Origin of the sequence: Rhizobium sp. GCM10022189, from assembly GCF_042656325.1 — a bacterium.
In the GTDB taxonomy this organism is placed as follows: Bacteria; Pseudomonadota; Alphaproteobacteria; order Rhizobiales; family Rhizobiaceae; genus Rhizobium.
The window spans coordinates 170,679-190,657 of record NZ_JBHSOR010000002.1 but is presented as its reverse complement, the minus strand read 5'-3'; the positions used below and the strand labels follow the sequence as shown (position 1 = coordinate 190,657).

17 protein-coding genes are annotated in these 19,979 nt (G+C 64.7%); 6 read left to right on the top strand and 11 right to left on the bottom strand.

The window, feature by feature from the left end; translation table 11 throughout:
- Positions 1–62: 62 nt before the first annotated feature.
- A complete protein-coding gene (locus tag ACFPWW_RS01160; protein ID WP_377309961.1) occupies positions 63–725 on the bottom strand; it encodes a class I SAM-dependent methyltransferase in 663 nt (220 codons plus the stop codon).
- A gap of 164 nt (positions 726–889) precedes the next feature.
- Between ACFPWW_RS01160 and ACFPWW_RS01155 the strand changes: the two genes are divergently transcribed.
- A complete protein-coding gene (locus ACFPWW_RS01155) occupies positions 890–1,672 on the top strand; it encodes an alpha/beta fold hydrolase (RefSeq protein WP_377310407.1) in 783 nt (260 codons plus the stop codon).
- Positions 1,673–1,799: 127 nt separating this feature from the next.
- On the opposite strand, the gene ACFPWW_RS01150 is transcribed toward ACFPWW_RS01155, so the two are convergent.
- From ACFPWW_RS01150 to ACFPWW_RS01135, 4 genes are all read right to left on the bottom strand, one after another.
- Positions 1,800–3,698: a DEAD/DEAH box helicase gene (locus ACFPWW_RS01150; protein ID WP_112757761.1), complete on the bottom strand. Its 1,899-nt coding sequence runs from the start codon at positions 3,696–3,698 to the stop codon at positions 1,800–1,802.
- Between the two features lie 98 nt (positions 3,699–3,796).
- A complete protein-coding gene (locus ACFPWW_RS01145) occupies positions 3,797–5,653 on the bottom strand; it encodes a CHASE2 domain-containing protein (RefSeq protein WP_112757997.1) in 1,857 nt (618 codons plus the stop codon).
- Between the two features lie 6 nt (positions 5,654–5,659).
- A complete protein-coding gene (locus ACFPWW_RS01140) occupies positions 5,660–6,178 on the bottom strand; it encodes a FecR domain-containing protein (RefSeq protein WP_377310406.1) in 519 nt (172 codons plus the stop codon).
- 152 nt (positions 6,179–6,330) lie between these two features.
- The gene (locus tag ACFPWW_RS01135) at positions 6,331–7,476 is read right to left on the bottom strand and encodes a citrate/2-methylcitrate synthase (RefSeq protein WP_377309959.1); all 1,146 of its coding nucleotides are present in this window, start codon (positions 7,474–7,476) and stop codon (positions 6,331–6,333) included.
- 84 nt (positions 7,477–7,560) lie between these two features.
- On the opposite strand from ACFPWW_RS01135, the gene ACFPWW_RS01130 reads away from it, so the two are divergent.
- Entirely contained in the window at positions 7,561–8,649 is a 1,089-nt protein-coding gene (locus ACFPWW_RS01130) for a citrate synthase/methylcitrate synthase (protein ID WP_377309958.1), read from the top strand.
- 48 nt (positions 8,650–8,697) lie between these two features.
- Here the strand turns inward: ACFPWW_RS01130 and ACFPWW_RS01125 are convergent, their stop codons facing one another.
- The 4 genes from ACFPWW_RS01125 to ACFPWW_RS01110 form a co-directional block, all read right to left on the bottom strand.
- Positions 8,698–10,326 carry a CTP synthase gene (locus tag ACFPWW_RS01125; protein ID WP_112705560.1) on the bottom strand — a complete coding sequence of 543 codons (1,629 nt, stop codon included), beginning with the start codon at positions 10,324–10,326 and terminating at the stop codon, positions 8,698–8,700.
- A 141-nt stretch (positions 10,327–10,467) separates the two neighbouring features.
- On the bottom strand, positions 10,468–11,013 hold the full coding sequence (gene secG, locus ACFPWW_RS01120; RefSeq protein ID WP_112757769.1) for a preprotein translocase subunit SecG: 546 nt from the start codon (positions 11,011–11,013) through the stop codon (positions 10,468–10,470).
- 108 nt (positions 11,014–11,121) lie between these two features.
- A complete protein-coding gene (gene tpiA / locus ACFPWW_RS01115; RefSeq protein WP_112757768.1) occupies positions 11,122–11,892 on the bottom strand; it encodes a triose-phosphate isomerase in 771 nt (256 codons plus the stop codon).
- A 127-nt stretch (positions 11,893–12,019) separates the two neighbouring features.
- Positions 12,020–12,904 carry an alpha/beta hydrolase gene (locus ACFPWW_RS01110; RefSeq protein WP_112757766.1) on the bottom strand — a complete coding sequence of 295 codons (885 nt, stop codon included), beginning with the start codon at positions 12,902–12,904 and terminating at the stop codon, positions 12,020–12,022.
- A gap of 204 nt (positions 12,905–13,108) precedes the next feature.
- Between ACFPWW_RS01110 and parE the strand changes: the two genes are divergently transcribed.
- The 3 genes from parE (at position 13,109) to ACFPWW_RS01095 (ending at position 17,761) form a co-directional block, all read left to right on the top strand.
- Positions 13,109–15,175, top strand: a complete 2,067-nt coding sequence (gene parE / locus ACFPWW_RS01105) for a DNA topoisomerase IV subunit B (protein ID WP_377309956.1) — start codon at positions 13,109–13,111, stop codon at positions 15,173–15,175.
- Positions 15,176–15,317: 142 nt separating this feature from the next.
- A complete protein-coding gene (locus tag ACFPWW_RS01100; RefSeq protein WP_377309955.1) occupies positions 15,318–16,454 on the top strand; it encodes an esterase-like activity of phytase family protein in 1,137 nt (378 codons plus the stop codon).
- A gap of 116 nt (positions 16,455–16,570) precedes the next feature.
- The gene (locus ACFPWW_RS01095) at positions 16,571–17,761 is read left to right on the top strand and encodes an AI-2E family transporter (RefSeq protein WP_112567797.1); all 1,191 of its coding nucleotides are present in this window, start codon (positions 16,571–16,573) and stop codon (positions 17,759–17,761) included.
- Here the strand turns inward: ACFPWW_RS01095 and ACFPWW_RS01090 are convergent, their stop codons facing one another.
- On the bottom strand, positions 17,762–18,220 hold the full coding sequence (locus ACFPWW_RS01090; RefSeq protein WP_112757760.1) for a GNAT family N-acetyltransferase: 459 nt from the start codon (positions 18,218–18,220) through the stop codon (positions 17,762–17,764).
- Positions 18,221–18,348: 128 nt separating this feature from the next.
- Here ACFPWW_RS01090 and ACFPWW_RS01085 point away from each other — a divergent pair, with 128 nt between their 5' ends.
- Entirely contained in the window at positions 18,349–18,756 is a 408-nt protein-coding gene (locus tag ACFPWW_RS01085; protein WP_112567793.1) for a hypothetical protein, read from the top strand.
- Here ACFPWW_RS01085 and ACFPWW_RS01080 read toward each other — a convergent pair.
- A complete protein-coding gene (locus ACFPWW_RS01080; protein ID WP_113412361.1) occupies positions 18,753–19,883 on the bottom strand; it encodes a DUF2336 domain-containing protein in 1,131 nt (376 codons plus the stop codon). The two genes, ACFPWW_RS01085 and ACFPWW_RS01080, sit on opposite strands and share 4 nt — an antisense overlap.
- Positions 19,884–19,979: the final 96 nt, after the last annotated feature.

Sequence of the window (19,979 nt, the reverse complement as noted above, 5' to 3'; positions counted from 1 at the left end):
ATATCATCTATTTTGAGGCAAGACCGAAGGCGGATGGCCCGACCGAGGCCATCTGCGGCGTTTCACCTCAATCGGAACACCGCGCTGGTGGCGGTCGGGCTGCCCCTGGCGCCGCCGAAATCGGGAACGGCATAGTCTGCGATCGGCAGCAGGGAGCCGGTCGGCAGAGGCGCCCTGCCCGGATCGCCGATGAGCACATCGAGACCGGCCGTGCGGCAGCGCCGGAGAAAAGGCAGGACCCGCTCCGCCAGCGCCTCGTCGTAGAACACGTCACCGGCCAGAATCACGTCGGCTGCGGGCGGCGCGCCGTCGACAATGTCGCCGAGCCGGACGTCGATGGAGACCCCATTGGCTGCGGCATTCAGCCGTGCTGCAGCGATCGCTTTCGCATCGATATCGACGGCGAGCACATGCGCTGCTGCGCATTTCATCGCCATGATGGCGACAAGGCCGGAGCCTGTTCCGAGATCGACGACACGTTTGCCGGCGACCTCCTGCGGCTGGTCCAGAAGGTAGCGTGCGAGCACCGTGCCACCTGCCCAGGGATAGGCCCAGTAAGGCGGCATCAGATCGGAGCCGTCAGCCATTGCAAGGCGATAGAGGCCGCTCTTCGGTGTGGCTGTGTGCAGCCGGATACCTGGTATCGACGGTATTTCCGCAAGCGGCAGGTTCGCCCGGATGAAGGCCGTCAGGTCGGGATGGTCATCTGCGGGAGCCGGTCTCATCTGCCGTCGGTTGCTTCTCGTTGCTGCAGACCGATCCGGCCATGCGTGACGCATAATACCTCGCTGGACCTTTGTATAGTTATGGAAGCCCGCCTGCCGGCGTAACTTTCGCCCGCGACGCCGAAGGGCATCGTTCCCATTTCCCGAAGCAGGAGGACTCCATGATGCAACCGATCACCAGACGTTCATTCTCGGCCGCTCTCGTTGCAGGGGCCGCGCTCAGCATGTTTCCGGCCGCCGGCCGGGCCGCCGGCGTAACCAGGGCAAAGAACGTGGTTCTCGTCCATGGCGCCTATGCCGACGCATCCTGCTGGCTGGATGTCATCCCCCGCCTGCAGGCGGCCGGGCTCGATGTCATGGCGGTACAGAACCCCCTCACCTCCTTTGCCGACGATGTCGAAGCCACAAGGCGCATCCTCGCCCTCATGGACGGGCCGACCGTGCTTGCCGGCCATTCCTATTCCGGCATGATCGTCACCGAAGCCGGTATCGATCCGAAAGTCACGGCGCTCGTCTATATCGCCGCGCGTGCGCCCGATGCCGGCGAGGATTATACGGCACTCGCCAAGCAGTACCCGACGCCGCCGGCCAGCGCCGGTCTCGTCCACAATGGCGGTTACGCCCAGTTGAATGAGGAGGCTTTCGTCAGGGATTTTGCCGGCGATCTGCCGGTCGCCCGCGCCAAGGCGCTCTATGCCGTGCAGGGCCGCATTTCCGACACGCTGTTCAATGCCAGGACGACCGTTGCCGCCTGGCGCTCAAAGCCGTCATGGTATGCCGTTTCGAAGAACGACCGCACCATCAATCCCGATCTCGAACGCTTCATGGCAAAACGCATGAACGCAACGACGGTGGAACTCGACGCCAGCCACGTTTCGCTGATTTCCCAGCCGCGCGCCGTCGCCAATCTCATCCTCGCAGCCGCCGGTCGAGGCGAGCGCAGCTGAGATCTGCGCTGCGGTTCTGCGGCCGCGACACGTGAAAACAAAGAGCTAAAGCGCGGCACGCGAATCTGAAGGATCGTGACGCGCTTCAGCCGGTCGCATCGCCTTACCGGTGCGGCCGGCGACCGCCTCAGCGGTCTTTCTTCTTGGCGAACTTGCCCTTGCCGCCATCAAACCTGGGGCCATCGAACTTGCCCTTGCCGCCCTCGAATTTGCCGCCCTCGAATTTCGGCTTGCCGGGCTTCTTGGTCCAGGGCCTGTCGTCCTGGCGCTCCGCGCCGGCCGGCCTGTCCTTGTTGAACTTGCCCTTCGGCTTGTCGCCCCGGAAGCGATCGTCGCCGCGCTCTTCGAAGGATTTCTTCGCGTAGGCAGGCTTGCTGAAATCCGGCGTGCCGTTCAGCCTGACCACGCGGATGCCGCGCTCCATCGTCTTGTTGGGGCCGAGCGCACCGAGAAAACCGTCGGCGCTGTCGGCCGCGATTTCCACGAAGGTTTCGTCCGGCTGCATCTTGATCGCGCCGATCTCGCGCTTGGTGAGATTGCCGTTGCGGCACAGCATCGGGATCAGCCAGCGCGGTTCGGCATTCTGTTTGCGGCCGACGGAAACCGAGAACCAGACGCTCGGGCCGAAATCGTCGCGCGGTCCCTTCTGCGCCGGTGCGAATTCGCGTGCCTCGCCATTGTCGCGGCGCTTGCGGGCGCGGTCGTCCTGGACGGAAACCTCGATCAGGTCTTCCGGCGCCGACTGGTTGGCGCGGTAGAGGCGCACGAAGGCGGCGGCCAGCGTCTCGGCGCCGTGGCTGGCGATGAGTTTCTGCACCAGATCCTGTTCTTCGTCCTGCGGCCTGTCGGCAAAGATCGGATCGGCAAGCAGCCGCTCGTCGTCCCGCGCCATCACCTCCTCGGCGGAAGGCGGCCGTGCCCAGCTGGCGGCGATGCCGGCATTGTCGAGTAGGCGTTCGGCCTTGCGCCGCACGTTGAGCGGCACGATGAGCGCGCTGACGCCCTTGCGGCCTGCGCGGCCCGTGCGGCCGCTGCGGTGCAGCAGCGTTTCCGGGTTGGTCGGCAGGTCGGCATGGACGACGAGATCGAGGCCCGGCAGGTCGATACCGCGCGCCGCCACGTCGGTCGCGATGCAGACGCGCGCACGCCCGTCGCGCATGGCCTGCAGCGCATGGCTGCGCTCGTTCTGCGTCAGCTCGCCCGACAGGGCCACGACATTGAAGTTGCGGTTGTGGAACCGCGCCGTCAGGTGGTTGACGGCCGCGCGCGTCGAACAGAAGACGATCGCATTGCGCGCTTCGTAGTAGCGCAGCACGTTGATGATCGCGTTTTCGCGGTCGCTCGGCGAGACGACGAGCGCGCGATATTCGATATCGACATGCTGCTTTTCTTCCGCCTGCGTGGAAATGCGCACCGCGTCGCGCTGATAGCTTTTGGCGAGCTTGGCGATAGCTGCGGGCACCGTCGCGGAGAACATCAGCGTGCGGCGCTCGTCGGGTGCCGATTCCAGGATGAATTCCAGGTCTTCGCGGAAACCGAGATCAAGCATCTCGTCCGCCTCGTCGAGCACGACAGCCTTGAGATCGGCCATGTCGAGCGCATTGCGGCGGATATGGTCGCACAGGCGTCCCGGCGTGCCGACGACGATATGGGCGCCACGTTCCAGCGCCCGGCGCTCGCTGCGGATATCCATGCCGCCGACGCAGCTGACGATGACGGCGCCGGCCATTTCATAGAGCCATTCCAGCTCGCGCTTGACCTGCAGCGCCAGTTCGCGCGTCGGTGCGATCACCAGGGCAAGCGGGGCGGCTGCCGGCGCAAAGCGCTCGACGCCATCGAGCAGGGTCGGCGCAAGCGCCAGCCCGAAGGCGACGGTCTTGCCCGAGCCGGTCTGTGCGGAAACGAGAGCGTCGGAGGCGGCAAGCGCCGGGTCGAGCATCGCCTTCTGGACAGGAGTGAGCTCGGTATAGCCGCGCTTCTGCAACGCCTTGGCGATCGCCGGAACGACGCCGTTATATTCAGTCATTTGTTCGATCTTTCGGAGCTGTCAGGCGCGTCAAGCGCCGTAGCCGGACTCGTCCGGCCGAAGAGTTGGGCCGTTCCTACTCGCTCCGGCTGCGATTGTCAAAGTGTCTCGCCACGCCATGTGTAGATGGCGATGCCGCCGGAGCGGCCGCGAAGTTTCGTCTCGAACGGCCCGGTCAGCCGGCCCGTCCGCAATGGAATGGCGTCGGGACCGGCGGCATCGAGCAGGCTGGCGCTGAGCGCAAGCTCGGCACCCCGGCTGGCGGCGACTTCCATGAGGCGCTGTGCGACATTCACGGTATCGCCCGTCGCGGTGATCTGCTGCCGGTCGCCGCTGCCGAGACGCGAGGCGACGATCGTGCCGCAATGGGCGCCGAGCTTGAAGCCGATCTTCCTGCGGCGAAGCTCCGGATGACCGGCAAGGAAGAGGCGGGTGCGCTCGGCCAGCCGTACGGCGCAGGCCGCAGCCCGGGCCGCATCGTCGGCTGCCGGTGCCGGCAGCCCGAACAGCATCATGGCGCCGTCGCCCATGAAGCTCGTGATCGCCCCGCCGTGCTGGCGCGTCTCCTCGTCGATCAGTTCGAAGAAGCTGCTGAGGATCTCCCGCACGGCAGCCGGCCCGACGGCCTCGCTGAGGCCGGTGAAGCCCGAGAGGTCGATGAAGACCACGGAGGCGTTCTGCCGCACAGGTTCGGCAAGGAAGGCCGGATCGCGCGCCAGCCATTCGCCGAGACCCGGCGCCTCGATGCGCTGCAGCCGCGCCGACTGGTCGGCGAAGTGCCGCGCGCGGCTGCGGTCGCGCCAGAGTTCGGCAGCGCCGAAAATCAGCGCCGGCGGCAGGCCCGCCGCAATCGGCAGGGCCGCGCTCAGCCAATAGCCGTTCGCAAAGGCCGCGAGGTTGAGCATCGCCCAGACAATGACCGTCAGGCCGATGATGACGAAACCGAGCGCGCTTCTCCGCCACGCGATCAGCGCCACCAGCAGCATGGGCAGGATAACGGCGATGCCGGCATCCGCCTGCCGCACCTTGTGGTCGCGCACCATGCCGTCGCCGGCGATCAGGTGGGTAATCGCCGTCGACATGACCTCGACACCCGGCAGAATGGGATCGAACGGCGTCGGGAAGACGTCGCCGCCGCCCGTGACCGTCGCACCGATCACAACCACCTTGCCGGTAACAGCATCTGCCGGCAGCTTGCCGTCGAGCGCATCGGCGGCGCTGAACGTGCGGATGCTGCCTGCCGGTCCGTAGAAGGTGAGCGGCAGGCGCTGGCCGGTATCGGTCGGAATGCGGTGAGCGCCGAGGCGGATGTCGTCCGTCTCGATCAAAGGTTCGGCGCCAAGCGCAATCGAGGCCGTCCGCAGGGGAAAGGCCGCATCCAGCCGGCCGGGTGCGCGCGAAAACAGCGGAATGAAGCGCGGCACGCCGCTCTGGTCCGTTGCGACATTGACGATGCCGAGGGCTGCCGCGTCCTCAAAGCGCGGCTGCGGCAACAGAAGCTGCTGCGCCTCCGGAACCGCCGCCAGCGGATCTTCCGCGTTCGCCGTCACCGGTTGGAGACTTTGCGGAAAGGTTGCCGCGCCGGCAATGATGCTCGGTGTCGCCTTCAAGGCTGCGGCGAGCGCGGCATCCCCCTCCTCCGGCCCGGGATCGACAAGCAGAATGTCCAGCGCCAGCGCCTTCGGCTGCAGCGTGCCGATGGATGTCACGAGGTTGGCGAGCGTGGCGCGGCTCAGCGGGTAGCCGTGCGCCGCCGCCGTGCGGTCATCGATCGCGATGATGGAAACGATGTCGGGCGGCGTGCGAACCCCGGCGATCGTGCTGCGCAGGTCGGCCAGCGTCGCTTCCATTCGCTCCAGCGGGTCGAAGCCCGGCCGAAGATGAAAATAGCCGAGCATCGCGCCCCACAGACCGGCGAGCAGCAATGCGGTCACGGTCTGGAAGCGATGGTTCATGGTGTCTTACTGGCCGAGGCGTGCAAGAAGTGCGGCGGCGCGTTCGCCGGGCCAGGTGCGCACCGTCAGCGGGTCCGTCCCCTGCTCGACATCGACGCCCTCGCCTGGACCCAGCACCACTGCGGCGCCAGCCGGACGACGCACGCCGACGCGCCCGCGGGTGACGAGTACGGAGGTCGTGCCGCTTTTGACGTCGACGGCCCATTGCGTGCCCCGCACGGCGGCGATCGCCTGTGGCGTCACCACCTGGAAGCCACCGCGATGCTGGGCGCTGTCGACATCGACGAGCACGGCCTTGCTGCGCAGGGACAATGAATCCGGGCTGCCGTCGCGATTGCGGTCGGTCAGCCTGAAGGATGCCCCGCGTTCGGCGGTGATGCTGACGCCGCCCGAGCAACGGAAAACCTGGTTGCCGTTCGTCGCTCGCGAGATCGCACATCCGGCAGACTGGGCATTGGCTGCGCCTTCAGGCAGCAGGCCGATGATCAGCACAGCCGAAAACAGGCTGCGGGAGAATGCTGGCATGGCTTTCATGATCCGCCCCTCGTGACCGTCAGGTGCATTTCTGAATGCGCCGGATGGCCCATACTAAAGCATGTCGCGCAAAAGTGTGCAGCGGTTTTGCAATCACGATCCCTATGCAAAAACTGGAAGTTGCGCAAGCCACCCGGAGAGCTTCAGCGTTCGGGGCCGGCCGGTGACGGACCGACATAACGGGCGCGCGGGCGGATCAGATGACCGCTCTCGATCTGCTCCATCGCATGGGCGAGCCAGCCCGCCGTGCGTGCCAGAGCGAAGATGATGATCGGCGCCTCCTCGGGCAGACCGAAGGCCGCGGTCATGGCCGCAAGCGCGAAATCGACATTGACCTTCTCGCCCACCATCTCTTCTCCGGCCCGCTGCACGTCGAGGAAGACGGCCGGCACGTCGAAGGTCGAGAGCAGCACCTTGGCCCTTACGTCGCCGTCAGGATAAAGCTGGTGCCCGAAAGCGGCCGGCCTGCTTCCCCGCAGCAGCAGGCGGCGGATCGCCTGTTCGGCGCCAATGGTTGCGGCGGCCTCGGCAAGGGCATCGACGCTGCGCCAGGCCGAGCCATGCAACGGCCCGGTCAGCGTCGCAAGGCCCGATAGAACGGCGGCAGACAGCGACGCACCCGTCGAAACCGTGACCCGCACCGCGAAGGCGGAAGCGTTGAGTTCGTGATCGGCGAGCATGACAAGCGCGATCCGCAGGCAATCGGCGGCATCGGGCCTGCCCCAGCACATGGCCAGGCGATGGTGCAGGGGATGGTCCGCAGACCCTGGTGCCAACACGTCCGCAACGGCTGAAAGCACATTGCATGCCTCCGCCTGCAGGGCTGAGCGCGCACGCCCGAGCGACGGCAGGTCGGTGCCCGCCCGCCCGGCCAGCGCCAGAAGCGCTGCCTGGATGGAAGGCGAAGCCGGCTCTGGCGAAGCGTTCGGTGGGCAGGAAAAATTCTGCGCGTCCCACAGCAGGCGCGCCGTCTCTTCCAGCGTCGCATGAGCGGAGAGCGCCGCTGCGTCCTGCCCCCGATAGAGCAATCGTCCGGCCACGATGGTCGAGATCGACGAGGCCAGCACCGGATCGCCCCAGCGGATCGCTTCGGCGGCGACCGTCTCGCTCTTGCGCCGGCCGGCATGGCGCTCGGCAAGCCGTTTGACGTCGCTTTCCTGGTAGAGGCTGCGGCGCGGATCGGCCGGGTCGGCCTTGGCGCGGATGCGGCCGCGGCTGACATTGGCATAGAGCGTCTGCGGCTTGGTGCCGAGTTCGGCCAGTGCTTCCTCTGCCGTCAACCAGGTCATGGCTGCCTCATGTTGATCGATTGCATCAAGATTGACGTCAATCAAACTAGGACAGATCTTTGATCCGGTAAAGGAGAAAGACCCATGAAAAACGGTTTGGAAGATGTCATTGCCGCTGAAACCCAGCTCTCGGATGTCGACGGCGAAGCCGGCCGGCTGATCATCCGCGGCGTATCGCTGGATCATCTGGCCGGGCGCAGCACCTATGAGGATGTCGCCGCCCTGCTGCTGGACGGCCTGATCGAGCCGCATCTCGACGCGGGCGAATTGCGCCGCCGGCTCGGCGAAGCGCGAACGGAGGTCTTCGTCCAGGTGGAGGCTGCCGATTCGCGCCTGCTGGCGCTGCCGCCGGTCGATGCCGTGCGCGCGCTCCTCGCCCGCCTGCCCGATGGCGAGGATATCGATACCGCACTTCGCCTGCTCGCAGCCCCTGCCGTCTTCCTGCCCGCGGTGCTGCGCCTGCAGCGCGGCCAAAAGCCGGTCAGGCCCGATGCCGGCCTGCCGCAGTCGGCCGATATCCTGCGCATGCTCTCGGGCGCGGTAGCGAGCGCCGAGCAGGCCGCAGCCCTCGACACCTATCTCGTGACCATATCGGATCATGGCCTCAACGCCTCGACCTTCGCCTCGCGCGTCATCGCCTCCACCCGCGCCGGCCTTACATCCTCGGTTCTGGCGGCGATCAGCGCCCTCAAGGGGCCGCTGCACGGCGGCGCCCCGGGACCGGTGCTCGACATGCTCGACGGTATCGGTAGCGGGGCCAATGCCGGTCCCTGGCTGCGGTCCGCGCTCGATCGCGGCGAACGGCTGATGGGTTTCGGCCATCGTATCTACCGCGTGCGCGATCCGCGTGCCGACGCCCTGAAAAACGCGCTGAAGCCGCTCGTCACTGCCGGCCAGGTCGATGCCGCCAGGATCGCGCTGGCCGAAGCCGTGGAGCAGGCAGCGCTCGCCATTCTCAAGGAACGCAAGCCCGACCGGCCGCTGGATGTGAACGTGGAATTCTATACCGCGCTGCTGCTGGAAAGCCTCGGCTTTCCGCGCGAAGCCTTCACCGGCGTCTTCGCCATTGGCCGCACCGTCGGCTGGATTGCGCATGCCCGCGAACAGGCTTTGGAAGGCCGCCTCATCCGCCCGCGCTCCGTCTATGTCGGGCCGCTGCCGGAAGCGGCGTGACGGAAAGAGAAAGGCCGCTCCCTCACCCCGGAGGAAGCGGCCGATATTTCAGACCAGCCGGCTCTGTTCCGTCGCCGCTTCGATGAAGCTTGCAAAGAGCGGATGCGGGTCGAGCGGGCGGGATTTCAGTTCCGGATGGTACTGAACGCCGATGAACCACGGATGGTCAGGATATTCGACCGTCTCCGGCAGCACGCCGTCAGGCGACATGCCGGAGAAGACCAGGCCGCAATCCTCCAGCCGGTCCTTGTAGTCGATATTGACTTCGTAGCGGTGGCGGTGACGCTCGGAAATATCGGTCGAGCCGTAGATCTCCGAAATCTTCGTGCCCTTCTTCAGCGCCGCCTTGTAGGCGCCAAGGCGCATCGTGCCGCCAAGATCGCCCGATGCCGTGCGCTTCTGCAGCTCGTTGCCCTTGACCCATTCGGTCATCAGGCCGACGACCGGCTCCGGCGTCGGGCCGAATTCGGTGGAAGAAGCGTTGGGAACGTCGGCGAGATTGCGCGCCGCCTCGATGACGGCCATCTGCATGCCGAAACAGATGCCGAAATACGGCACCTTGCGCTCGCGGGCAAAACGCGCCGCATGGATCTTGCCTTCCGAGCCGCGCTCGCCGAAGCCGCCGGGGACCAGAATGCCGTGGACCTTTTCGAGGTAAGGCGCCGGATCTTCCTTTTCGAAGACTTCCGACTCGATCCATTCGAGCTTGACCTTGACGCGGTTGGCGATGCCGCCGTGATGCAGCGCTTCGATCAGCGACTTATAGGCATCCTTGAGGCCGGTATATTTGCCGACGATCGCGATCGTCACCTCGCCTTCCGGCGTGCGGATACGGTTGCAGACCTCTTCCCACTGGTCGAGGCGCGGCTTGGGCGCCGGCTCGATGCCGAAGGCGGCCAGCACTTCGTCGTCGAGGCCTTCCTTGTGATAGGCCATCGGCACGTCGTAGATATTGGCAACGTCGAGCGCCTGGATGACGGCGGACGGGCGCACGTTGCAGAACAGCGACAGCTTGCGGCGTTCGGCCTCCGGGATTTCCCGGTCGGCGCGCACCAGCAGAATGTCGGGGTGAATGCCGAGCGCCTGCAGCTCCTTGACGGAATGCTGCGTCGGCTTGGTCTTCAATTCGCCCGCTGCCGGAATATACGGCATCAGCGTCAGGTGGACGTAGATCGCGGTGCCGCGCGGCAGGTCGTTGCCGAGCTGGCGGATCGCTTCCATGAAGGGCATCGCCTCGATATCGCCGACCGTGCCGCCGATCTCGCAGATGACGAAATCGTAGTCGTCATTGCCTTCGGTGACGAAGTCCTTGATCTCGTTGGTGACGTGCGGAATGACCTGCACGGTCGCGCCGAGATAGTCGCCGCGGCGTTCCTTGTCGATGATGTTCTTGTAGATGCGGCCGGTGGTGATGTTGTCGGTCTTGGTCGCCGAGCGGCCGGTGAAGCGCTCGTAGTGGCCGAGATCGAGGTCGGTTTCCGCGCCGTCGTCGGTGACGAAGACTTCGCCGTGCTGGGTCGGGCTCATAGTGCCCGGATCCACGTTCAGATAGGGGTCGAGCTTGCGAAGCCGCACCCGATAACCACGGGCCTGCAACAACGCTCCGAGAGCTGCGGCCGCAATTCCTTTTCCGAGGGAAGAAACCACGCCGCCAGTGATGAATACGTATCGCGCCATGGGAGTCACCGGATACCTTTTCAAAAACGATTCCACCAGCCCAAAAATTCTTTTCCAGAATTTTTGGCGCCGAGATGAAATCCGGACAAAAGAAAACCGGCAGACCCGAGGGCCTGCCGGCGGTTCATTTTCTGGACCGGCTTATTGTCCCGTGGGGACGCCGGAAGGCTGCGCCGGCGCGGTCGCGGCCGGAGCTTCCGGCTGGGCCGGAGCCGCTGTCGTCGGAGCGGCCGGAGCAGTCGCCGCAGGAGCGTTTGCAGCCGGTGCCTGAGTTGCGGGAGCCTGAGCGGCCGGTGCCTGCGCTGCAGGCGCTGGCGTCGCCGGCGCGGCGGCGCCGCTGTTCGGAATGCCGCTATTGTCGGTCGGCTGGGCCGGAGCGGGCGTGCTGCCGCCGCCAAGCGAATCGAGAATGCCGTTGCCCTGCCCGCTCGTTGCCGGAATGCGGTCGAGAATATCGGTCGGGCGGCTTTCGTAACGGGTCAGGATGCCGAGGCCGAGCGAGGTGAGGAAGAACAGCGTCGCCAGGATCGCCGTCGTGCGCGTCAGCGCATTGGCCGTGCCGCGGGCCGACATGAAGCCCGATCCGCCGCCGATGCCGAGGCCGCCGCCTTCGGAGCGCTGGATGAGCACGACGCCGACGAGCGCGAGCACGATCATGAGATGGATGACAATCAATACTGTCTGCATGGGTCCAGTCCTGCCCGTCTGAGGACGGACATAAAGTAAAAATCTGGCGGCTCTTTACATGAGGTCATCTGCTATTCCAAGCCCTTCGGCCAGGAATATGCAATCGCTTCAGGCAAGCAGCGTTTCGTATGTGCCGTAGATGGCGAGGAAGTCGCTGGCTTTCAAGCTCGCCCCGCCGATGAGCGCGCCGTCCACATTGTCGACGGCAAGCAGTTCACGCGCATTTGCGGGCTTGACCGAACCGCCATAGAGAATGCGCATCCCCTTGCCCTCGTCGCCGAAACGCAGCACGAGTTCGTCGCGGATGAAGGCATGGACGATTTCCACATCCTTTGCCGTCGGCGTCAGCCCGGTGCCGATCGCCCAGACCGGCTCGTAGGCAATGACGGTATTTTCGGCCGTCGCCTCATCCGGCAGCGAACCGGAAAGCTGGCGTTTCAGGATATCGAGCGTCTGGTAGGCGTCGCGCTCGTCGCCGGTCTCGCCGATGCAGACGATGGCGGTGAGATCGGCCTGATGGGCGGCCTGCGCCTTGGCCCGCACCATATGGTCGGTTTCGGCATGGTCGATGCGCCGTTCCGAATGGCCGACGATCACATAAGTGCCGTAGCAGTCGGCAATCATCTCGGCCGAAATGTCGCCGGTATGGGCGCCGCTCTGCGCCTGGTGGCAATCCTGCGCGCCGATCGCAAGCGGGCTGTCGGTCGCAAGCGCCGTTGCCACGTAAAGCAGCGTGGCCGGCGGGCAGATCAGGGCTTCGACCTTTTCCGACAGCGGGACCATGACGCCCTGGGCAATCGCCTTGATCTGGTCCAATGAATCGCGCGTGCCGTTCATCTTCCAGTTCCCCGCCACGAGCGGGCGTACGTCAGGTGTCATGCTGCTCCTCCCAAAATCCGCCTGTTCGGGCGGCCTTAGCAAAAGCCTGCAACAAAGGAAAGCGCCGCGCGCGTCGTCGGGGGAATATGATCGTTTGAAAGCGCCGCGCGGCGTGAAATCCGTCCGTTCAGGCCGCCAGAATCCAGTTCAGCACCTTTCGCCAGTCGATCATGCGGATCGGCGTGCCGTGATTGCCGTTCTGGAAGAGCGTGAAATGTGTCGGGTATTTCGCCTTGTTGAGTTTCTCGAACAGCGCCTGCTGGTCGGCGGCCGCATAAACGGGGTCGCGGCTGCCATGGGCAAACCAGAGCGGCAGCTTCGCCTTGTAGAACGGGCTCTTCACGAAGTCGGGGTCTGAAACGCCGCTCATGATCAGCATGCCCTTCAGCCGCTTGACGCTATCGGCATCACGCGAAAGACCCCAGCAGATCTGGCTGCCCATCGAGGCGCAGCTCAGGATGACCGGACGGCCGGGAGACTGTGCGCTCGCATAGCGGATCAGCCCGGCGATCGCAGCGACCCCGCTGGCATCGAAGGTCCTGACCGTCGGCGAATAATAGACCCCGCCATTGCCGGCCGTGAGGTTCTTCAGCCGGTTGAAATTGCCGCCGAAGGAATAGTCGTTGGCGCCGAGCCGCCGGTCGCCGTCGCGGCCGTGGATGAAGATCACCGTGAAGGCAGCATTCTCGGCCGGTCCCACCCTGGTGACATCCAGCTTGATGCCGTCGAGCGACAGCGTTTCGTCGGCCTGCATCTTCCTGACGCCAAGCGAGACATATTTCTGCTGGGCGCGTTTTTCCGGGATCTGGTCGCGTCCGTTGATGTCGCGCATCTCGTCGTAATCGATCGCTTCGAAAGCGCCGCCATCGCCCGTCTGCAGCACGGTCTGTTTCGAAAACAGCTCGTCCTTGTAGGGCGGCAAGGCATCGGCCGCGGCGGTCGTCGCGGCTGCGGACAGGAAAAAGGCCGCAATTGCAGTGATTATGGTGCAATGACTTGTGGACATCGGCATTGAGACGGTTCCCAGAGAGCTGCCGCGACTTGCCATTCGGCGCCCGGCAACGCAAATCACATCTTGAAAAGCTCCGCAAATCCGGGGCGCGTCGCGTATCGGGGCGCTTTCTGTCAGAATTCCCCTGATTCGCAAACGCGATACGGACTGTGACTAGCGCGGGCCAGCGGCGGCCCTTTACGAGAATAAGATCTGAACGGTTCCATGGAAGACAGCAACGACCTCTTTTCCGGAATGCCTCTGACGCAAAAGCAGGAGGAGGCTGCAAAGCCCGCTGCGCCGGCTGCCAAGCCCGCGCCCGCTCCGGCAGCCGCCCGCCCTGCCCCGGCGGCGTCGAACGGCGACGATTACGGCGCGTCCTCGATCCGTGTTCTGGAAGGGCTGGAACCGGTACGCATGCGTCCGGGCATGTATATCGGCGGCACGGACGAAAAGGCGCTGCACCACCTTTTCGCCGAAGTCATCGACAACTCGATGGACGAGGCGGTGGCCGGCCATGCCGATTTCATCGACGTGCATCTCGATATCGAGGGCTACCTCACCGTCACCGATAACGGACGCGGCATCCCGGTCGAAAACCATCCGCAGGTTCCCGGCAAGTCGACGCTCGAAGTCATCATGACCAAGCTGCACGCCGGCGGCAAGTTCGACGGCAAGGCCTACGAGACATCGGGCGGTCTGCACGGTGTCGGCGTCTCCGTCGTCAACGCGCTGTCCGATCATCTCGAAGTCGAGGTGGCGCGAAACCGCAAGCTTTATCGCCAGCGCTTCTCGCGCGGCCTGCCGCAGGGCGGGCTTGAGGAACTGGGTGACGTGCACAACCGCCGCGGCACCAAGGTTCGCTTCCATCCCGACCCGCAGATCTTCGGCGATCATGCGAAGTTCGACGCGGCGCGCGTTTTCCGCATGGCCCGCTCCAAGGCCTATCTCTTCGGCGGCGTGGAAATCCGCTGGAGCTGCGATCCCGGCGTCCTGCCCGAAGGGTCCGAGGTGCCCGACAAGGCTGTCTTCCATTTCCCCGGCGGCCTGAAGGATTACCTGCAGGCGACGATGGGCAAGGAATTCACCGTCACCCGCGAAATCTTCGCCGGCAAGAGCGAAAAGGCCGCCGGCCACGGTGCGCTGGAATGGGCGATCACCTGGTATGGCGGCGATCCGCAGGTCCATTCCTATTGCAACACCATCCCGACGCCCGAAGGCGGCACGCATGAGGCCGGTCTGCGCATCGCGCTGACCAAGGGCCTGAAGAGCTATGCCGAACTGACGCAGAACAAGCGCGCCGCCCAGATCACCACCGACGACGTGATGATCTCCGCCGTCGGCATGCTCTCCGTCTTCATCCGTGAGCCGGAATTCGTCGGCCAGACCAAGGATCGCCTGGCAACCGTCGAAGCCCAGCGCCTTGTCGAAAACGCGCTGCGCGACCCCTTCGACCATTATCTCGCCGACAATCCGGCCGAAGCCGAAAAGCTGCTCGACTGGGTGATCGAGCGCGCCGAGGAGCGCCTGCGTCGCCGCAAGGAAAAGGAAGTCAACCGCAAGACCGCGGTGCGCAAGCTGCGCCTGCCCGGCAAGCTCGCCGACTGCTCGCAGAACACCGCCGAAGGCGCGGAACTCTTCCTGGTCGAGGGTGACTCGGCAGGCGGCTCCGCCAAGCAGGCGCGCAACCGCGCCAATCAGGCGATCCTGCCGCTGCGCGGCAAGATCCTCAACGTCGCCAGCGCCGGCCGCGAGAAACTGTCCGCCAACCAGCAGATATCCGATCTCATCCAGGCGCTCGGCTGCGGCACGCGCTCCAAATACCGCGAAGAGGATCTTCGCTACGAACGCATCATCGTCATGACCGATGCCGACGTCGACGGCGCGCATATCGCGTCGCTGCTCATCACCTTCTTCTATCAGGAGATGCCGGAGTTGATCCGGGGCGGCCACCTCTTCCTTGCCGTGCCGCCGCTCTACAAGATCACGCAGGGGGCGAAGTCCGCCTATGCCCGCGACGACGAGCATCGCGCCGAGCTGATGGAGACGGAGTTCAAGGGCAAGGCCAAGATCGAGATCAGCCGCTTCAAGGGTCTCGGCGAAATGCTGCCCGCGCAGCTCAAGGAAACCACCATGGACCCGTCCAAGCGCACGCTTCTCAGGGTGCTGATCGACGACGTGGATTTCGAGGGCACGCGCAACGCCGTCGACGATCTGATGGGAACCAAGGCCGAGGCCCGCTTCCGCTTCATCCAGGAGCGCGCCGCCTTCGCCGAGGATCTTGATATTTAAGCCGTAGCGAATTCATCGAACTGACGAAGAACCGTAACGAGTCCGTCAAAATACCGGCGCAATAGAACGGCCGGCGCTCTGCCCTCGCAAGAGGTCACTGCAGCGCCGGCCCTTTTGTTTCAACCCTTTGCCGGATTTTGCCATGACCAAGCGTTTTCTCGCGACTGCCGCTTTCGTTCTCCTGTCCAGCACCGCCTCCGTTTACGCCACCGATATTGGCGCGACCGTCGAGACGGCCTGCCCCTTCGGCGATTGCGCGGCAGCCATCTCCCTCTCCTATCTCGGTGAATTTGTCATCCCGACCGGCCATATGGAAAACGGCGTCGAGTTCGGCGGCATTTCCGGCCTCGATTTCGATGCCGCCACCGGCCATTATATCGCCATCAGCGACGACCGTTCCGAAAAGGCGCCGGCCCGCTTCTACGATCTCGATATCGACGTGAGCGCCGCCGGCCTCAAGGGCGTCGCCATCGTCAAGCACACCACGTTTCAGGACAGGAACGGCCAGCCCTTCGCCATCCGCACCGTCGATCCCGAATCCATCCGCTTCGACAAGGACGGCATCTACTGGGGCAGCGAAGGCGACGCCAAGGCGCTGATCGCCCCCTTCGTTCGCGTCACCTCTCCCGACGGTGCTTTCGTGCGCGAGTTCAAGCTGCCGGACGGTTTTGCGCCGACCGCCGACAAGTCCGGCGGCATTCGTGACAACCTCGCTTTCGAGGATCTGGCCGTGTCTCCGTCCGGTGACGTTTTCGTCGGCGTCGAGGCCGCCCTCTATCAGGACGGCCCGAACCCGAACCTGACGACCGGCAGCCTCTCGCGCATCATCCGCTACGACGGCGCAACCGGCGAGCCGAAGGCTCAATATGTCTACCCGGTTTCGCCGATCCCGCAGGCGGCGACCAAACCCGACGGCGGCAACGACAACGGCATGTCGGAAATGATCGCCCTTGACGATCACCGCCTGCTCGCCGTCGAACGCAGCTATGCGCAGGGCTTCGGCAACAACGTCAAGCTCTTCATGATGGATCTCGACGGCGCGACCGACGTTTCCGGCATCGCATCGCTTGCCAGGAACGAGCAGCGCGTCGTTCCCGCCCGCAAGAGCCAGGTGCTGGATCTGCGTGCCATCGGCCTGACGCCCGACAATATCGAGGCCATGGCGTTCGGCAAGGCGAAGGACGGCACGGACGTTCTGATCCTCGGCTCGGACAATAATTTCTCGACCGGCCAGAAGACGCAGTTCTACGCCTTCAAGATCAATCGCCGTCCGCAATAATATCGCGGCGAAAGAGCGCCTGAACAACCACGCTTTGTATACGCTTTAGCCGGGCGGACCTTGAAACCGCCCGGTTCATAGCCCATAAACTAGGACAACAAGAAGAAGAGGCGCGCGTGGGTGTGTTTGATCGTCAGAAAACCAATACCGAACCGCGATGGCTGGGGCCGTCGGCGACGACGCGGACGCCGCTGATACCTTCGATCTCGGCTGCCCGCTGGCTGCTCGTGCTCGTTGCCGCAGCCGGCGTTTATTTCTTCTACGGTTTCGTCGTGCCGGTGCTTGCAGCACTCGTCATCGGCTTTGCAAGCTGGCCGCTTTATCGCAAGCTGCTCGCGCGTGTGGGCGGCAATACGACCGTTGCCGCGACCATCGCGATCGTCCTCATCCTCACCTTCCTCATCATTCCGATCGGTCTTGCGGTTGCCTATACGTCGGGCGAAGTGCGCACCTGGGTCGCCTGGGCGATTCACGCCAACCGCTTCGGCGCGGAAACACCGCAATGGATCATCGCCCTGCCCGTGGTCGGCACCTATCTCGACGAGGCCTGGACGAAATATATCGGCACGCCGGGCGCCATGGGTGAACTCATCCAGGCTGTCAGCGGTGCCAATATCGGCAATATCTATCGTGCGGTCCTGGCCGCCGGCGGCGGCGCCTTCCACCTGCTGCTGACGCTGCTCTTCATGCTGATCGCGCTTTTCTTCGTCTATCGCGACGGCTTCTCCTTCTCCAAGCAGATCGACATGCTCGGGGAGCGCATCCTGCCGAACCGCTGGGAGCGCATTTCCCGCGTCGTGCCGGCCACGATCAGTTCCACCGTCATGGGCATGACGCTGATTGCGATCGGCGAAGGCATCGTACTCGGCGCCGCCTACTGGATCGCCGGGGTGCCCTCGCCTGTCACCCTCGGCGTGCTGACCGGCGTCATGGCGCTGATCCCCGGCGGCGCGCCGCTCTCCTTCACGCTCGTATCCGTCTATCTGCTGGCCAGCGGCTCACATGTCGCCGGTATCGGCCTCTTCGTCTGGGGGACGGTCGAGCTTTTCATCGTCGACAAGACGCTGCGCCCGAAGCTCGTCGGCGGACCGATCAAGCTGCCTTTCCTGCCGACCTTCTTCGGCCTCGTCGGCGGCGTGAAGACGATGGGCTTCCTCGGCCTTTTCATCGGCCCGGTGCTGATGGCGCTGCTGGTGGCGATCTGGCGCGAATGGATACACGAAGTCCGCACCGCCGACGCGGGACCGGGACCGCAGGTCATTCTCGACGAGCAGGCGCCGCCTGTGCAGCGCGCGGCCGAGGGCTGATCAGGCCAGCCGCTTTTCCATGAAGAGGCTCAGCGGATCCGGCTGGTAGGAGCCGAAAGGCTCGATCTCGACATATCCGTATTTCCTGTAGAGACCGATTGCCTCGGGCTGGTAGATGCCGGTCTCCAGGCGGATTGCCTCAAGGCCCTTCTCCCTGCCGATTTCCTCCAGCCGGTCCATCAGCCTGCTTGCGACCTTCAGGCCCCGCGCCTGCGGATCGACGAACATGCGCTTGATCTCGGCCGTCCCGTCGCCTGCCTCCACCAGCGCGCAGCAGCCGACGATCTCGCCGCCGTTGCGCGCCACGAGAAAGCTGACGGCCGGCTTTTCCAGCGTCGAAATATCGACGAGGTGATTGCTCTCCGGCGGATAGAGCGACTGCGCATAGGCGTCCGAAAGGTCGAGAAGGCGGATCACGCCATCCTGGCGCGGCGGCTCGAGGGCGATGGTGACGGACATTTGCTCTCCTGTTTCCACGACACGCGCAATTTCCCCGTACATGACAGGGAGTTAATCTCGCTGCCTTCATTCCGTTGGAATTGTGTTTTCGAAGGTGATGACACGTTCAATAGCCACGGAGGCAAAATATGCAAGCCGTCCTCATCGCCATGACGATCCTTGGTTGCGACGATTCCGTCAGCCAGTGCAGCTACGTCGCCACGGTCGACAAACGCTGGGAAACCGTGGTCGCCTGCGATGCCGAGGCCGAGCAAAGGCTGAAGACCTATGCCAATGCCAGCTATCCGACCGTCATTGCCGTCTGCGAGGCGCCAAAATCGCTTGCCGCCGCCGAACCGGCCAAGCCGGCGCCGGCCGCTCCGGCAGCACCTGAAATATCCGAGCAGCGGGATGGTCTTGGCGGCGTCGTGGATACGATCGCCGGGCGCGTTCGCGCCAGCCTGCCTTCCGGCCAGGACGTGAGAAGCACACTGGCGAAACCGTTGCACTTCGTCTCCGCAAGCTATTCCTGGGCTGCTGCTCGTATTGCCGATTAGGCAGCCGCAAGCGAGGCATAGACGCGCGCCGAGCGGCGCTGCTCGGCCACATGCAGCTTCTCCACCATGTCGAGAAGTTCGCCGACCGCGTCGTGCTGGCCTGCCCTGTTGTGGAACGTCTGCAGCAGGCGCCCGCAGATGCTGCCGAGCAGCGAGGCCGACGACTTGCGCGAAGCTTCACGCCACAGAAGCGTCGCCTCCACAAAGATGATGCTGATATCGCGCGGCAGGCCGGCGGATTCATAGAGCGCACGCACGGCATGCATACGCCCGGTGGCCAGGATTGCCCGCACGCGGCGGTCGCTGCATCCTGACAGGTTGACGATGGCGGAGGCGAAGAATTCCACCTTGCCGCAGCAGAGCGCATGCATGAGGAAGGACGGCGTCAGCCGTTCGTTCAGGCGAAGATGCTCGACGAGATCGGGCACTTCGACCGGTGCGATATCGCCGGCGATGGAAACGATCGCCGCTTCCGTCGCTTCGCGGCTGATGCGCTGCAGCCGCTGCAGGCCGATCGCCGCCTGCGCCAGCGGCAGGCCGACCAGCGCATTGCTGACATGCTGCGTCAGGAGCTGGCGGGCATCGGCCGGCAGGTCGGTGCGGTCGAGCAGCAGGTTCCTGATATCGCTGATATCGCCCAGCCGCTCGGCAATCCGTTTCAGCGATTGCGCGGAGATCGCGGCACCGTCGTTTTCCAGCAGGCAGAGGACTTCATCCTCGTCGCCGACTTCTGCAAGGGCTGCCGAAACCGGGCGCGTCACATGGGCGCGCGCCGCAATCAGCATTCGCGTCGTGGCAGTGCCGCGCGCGGCAAGATCGACGAGATCGGCATCGGTCAGGACCGGCGAGCAGGTGACCGCGTGGCAGGCGATCTCCGGCTGGTCCTCGGCAAGCGAAAGAATGATGCTGCGCGGCGCATGCGGCGCCCAGGCGATCGCTTCGGCAAGCGCAAGGCGCACACGCGGCGACGGATCGTCGAGCAGATAGGTCATCGCCTTCTCGGCCGCCTCGCGCCGCTCCTCCGACATTTCCGACCGGAGATAGACACGTCCCAGAGCACTCGCGGCGGCAGCCCGGTCAGCGGCCTTGGCCGTCTCGGCCCAACGAAGAAATGCCTCAATGATCACGACCACGCCCCAGCACTGAACGCGATTCCTTCGCGCCTCATTCAATACAGGGACGATAGCCGGAAAAAGTTTAAGATTGGTTCACCATGTTTGTTA

Bases quoted from the DNA above. Each gene is read 5' to 3' on its own strand.
- ACFPWW_RS01160 (WP_377309961.1), bottom strand. From the start codon at position 725: ATGAGACCGGCTCCCGCAGATGACCATCCCGACCTGACGGCCTTCATC.
- ACFPWW_RS01155 (WP_377310407.1), top strand. From the start codon at position 890: ATGCAACCGATCACCAGACGTTCATTCTCGGCCGCTCTCGTTGCAGGG.
- ACFPWW_RS01150 (WP_112757761.1), bottom strand. From the start codon at position 3,698: ATGACTGAATATAACGGCGTCGTTCCGGCGATCGCCAAGGCGTTGCAG.
- ACFPWW_RS01145 (WP_112757997.1), bottom strand. From the start codon at position 5,653: ATGAACCATCGCTTCCAGACCGTGACCGCATTGCTGCTCGCCGGTCTG.
- ACFPWW_RS01140 (WP_377310406.1), bottom strand. From the start codon at position 6,178: ATGCCAGCATTCTCCCGCAGCCTGTTTTCGGCTGTGCTGATCATCGGC.
- ACFPWW_RS01135 (WP_377309959.1), bottom strand. From the start codon at position 7,476: ATGACCTGGTTGACGGCAGAGGAAGCACTGGCCGAACTCGGCACCAAG.
- ACFPWW_RS01130 (WP_377309958.1), top strand. From the start codon at position 7,561: ATGAAAAACGGTTTGGAAGATGTCATTGCCGCTGAAACCCAGCTCTCG.
- ACFPWW_RS01125 (WP_112705560.1), bottom strand. From the start codon at position 10,326: ATGGCGCGATACGTATTCATCACTGGCGGCGTGGTTTCTTCCCTCGGA.
- secG (WP_112757769.1), bottom strand. From the start codon at position 11,013: ATGCAGACAGTATTGATTGTCATCCATCTCATGATCGTGCTCGCGCTC.
- tpiA (WP_112757768.1), bottom strand. From the start codon at position 11,892: ATGACACCTGACGTACGCCCGCTCGTGGCGGGGAACTGGAAGATGAAC.
- ACFPWW_RS01110 (WP_112757766.1), bottom strand. From the start codon at position 12,904: ATGCCGATGTCCACAAGTCATTGCACCATAATCACTGCAATTGCGGCC.
- parE (WP_377309956.1), top strand. From the start codon at position 13,109: ATGGAAGACAGCAACGACCTCTTTTCCGGAATGCCTCTGACGCAAAAG.
- ACFPWW_RS01100 (WP_377309955.1), top strand. From the start codon at position 15,318: ATGACCAAGCGTTTTCTCGCGACTGCCGCTTTCGTTCTCCTGTCCAGC.
- ACFPWW_RS01090 (WP_112757760.1), bottom strand. From the start codon at position 18,220: ATGTCCGTCACCATCGCCCTCGAGCCGCCGCGCCAGGATGGCGTGATC.
- ACFPWW_RS01085 (WP_112567793.1), top strand. From the start codon at position 18,349: ATGCAAGCCGTCCTCATCGCCATGACGATCCTTGGTTGCGACGATTCC.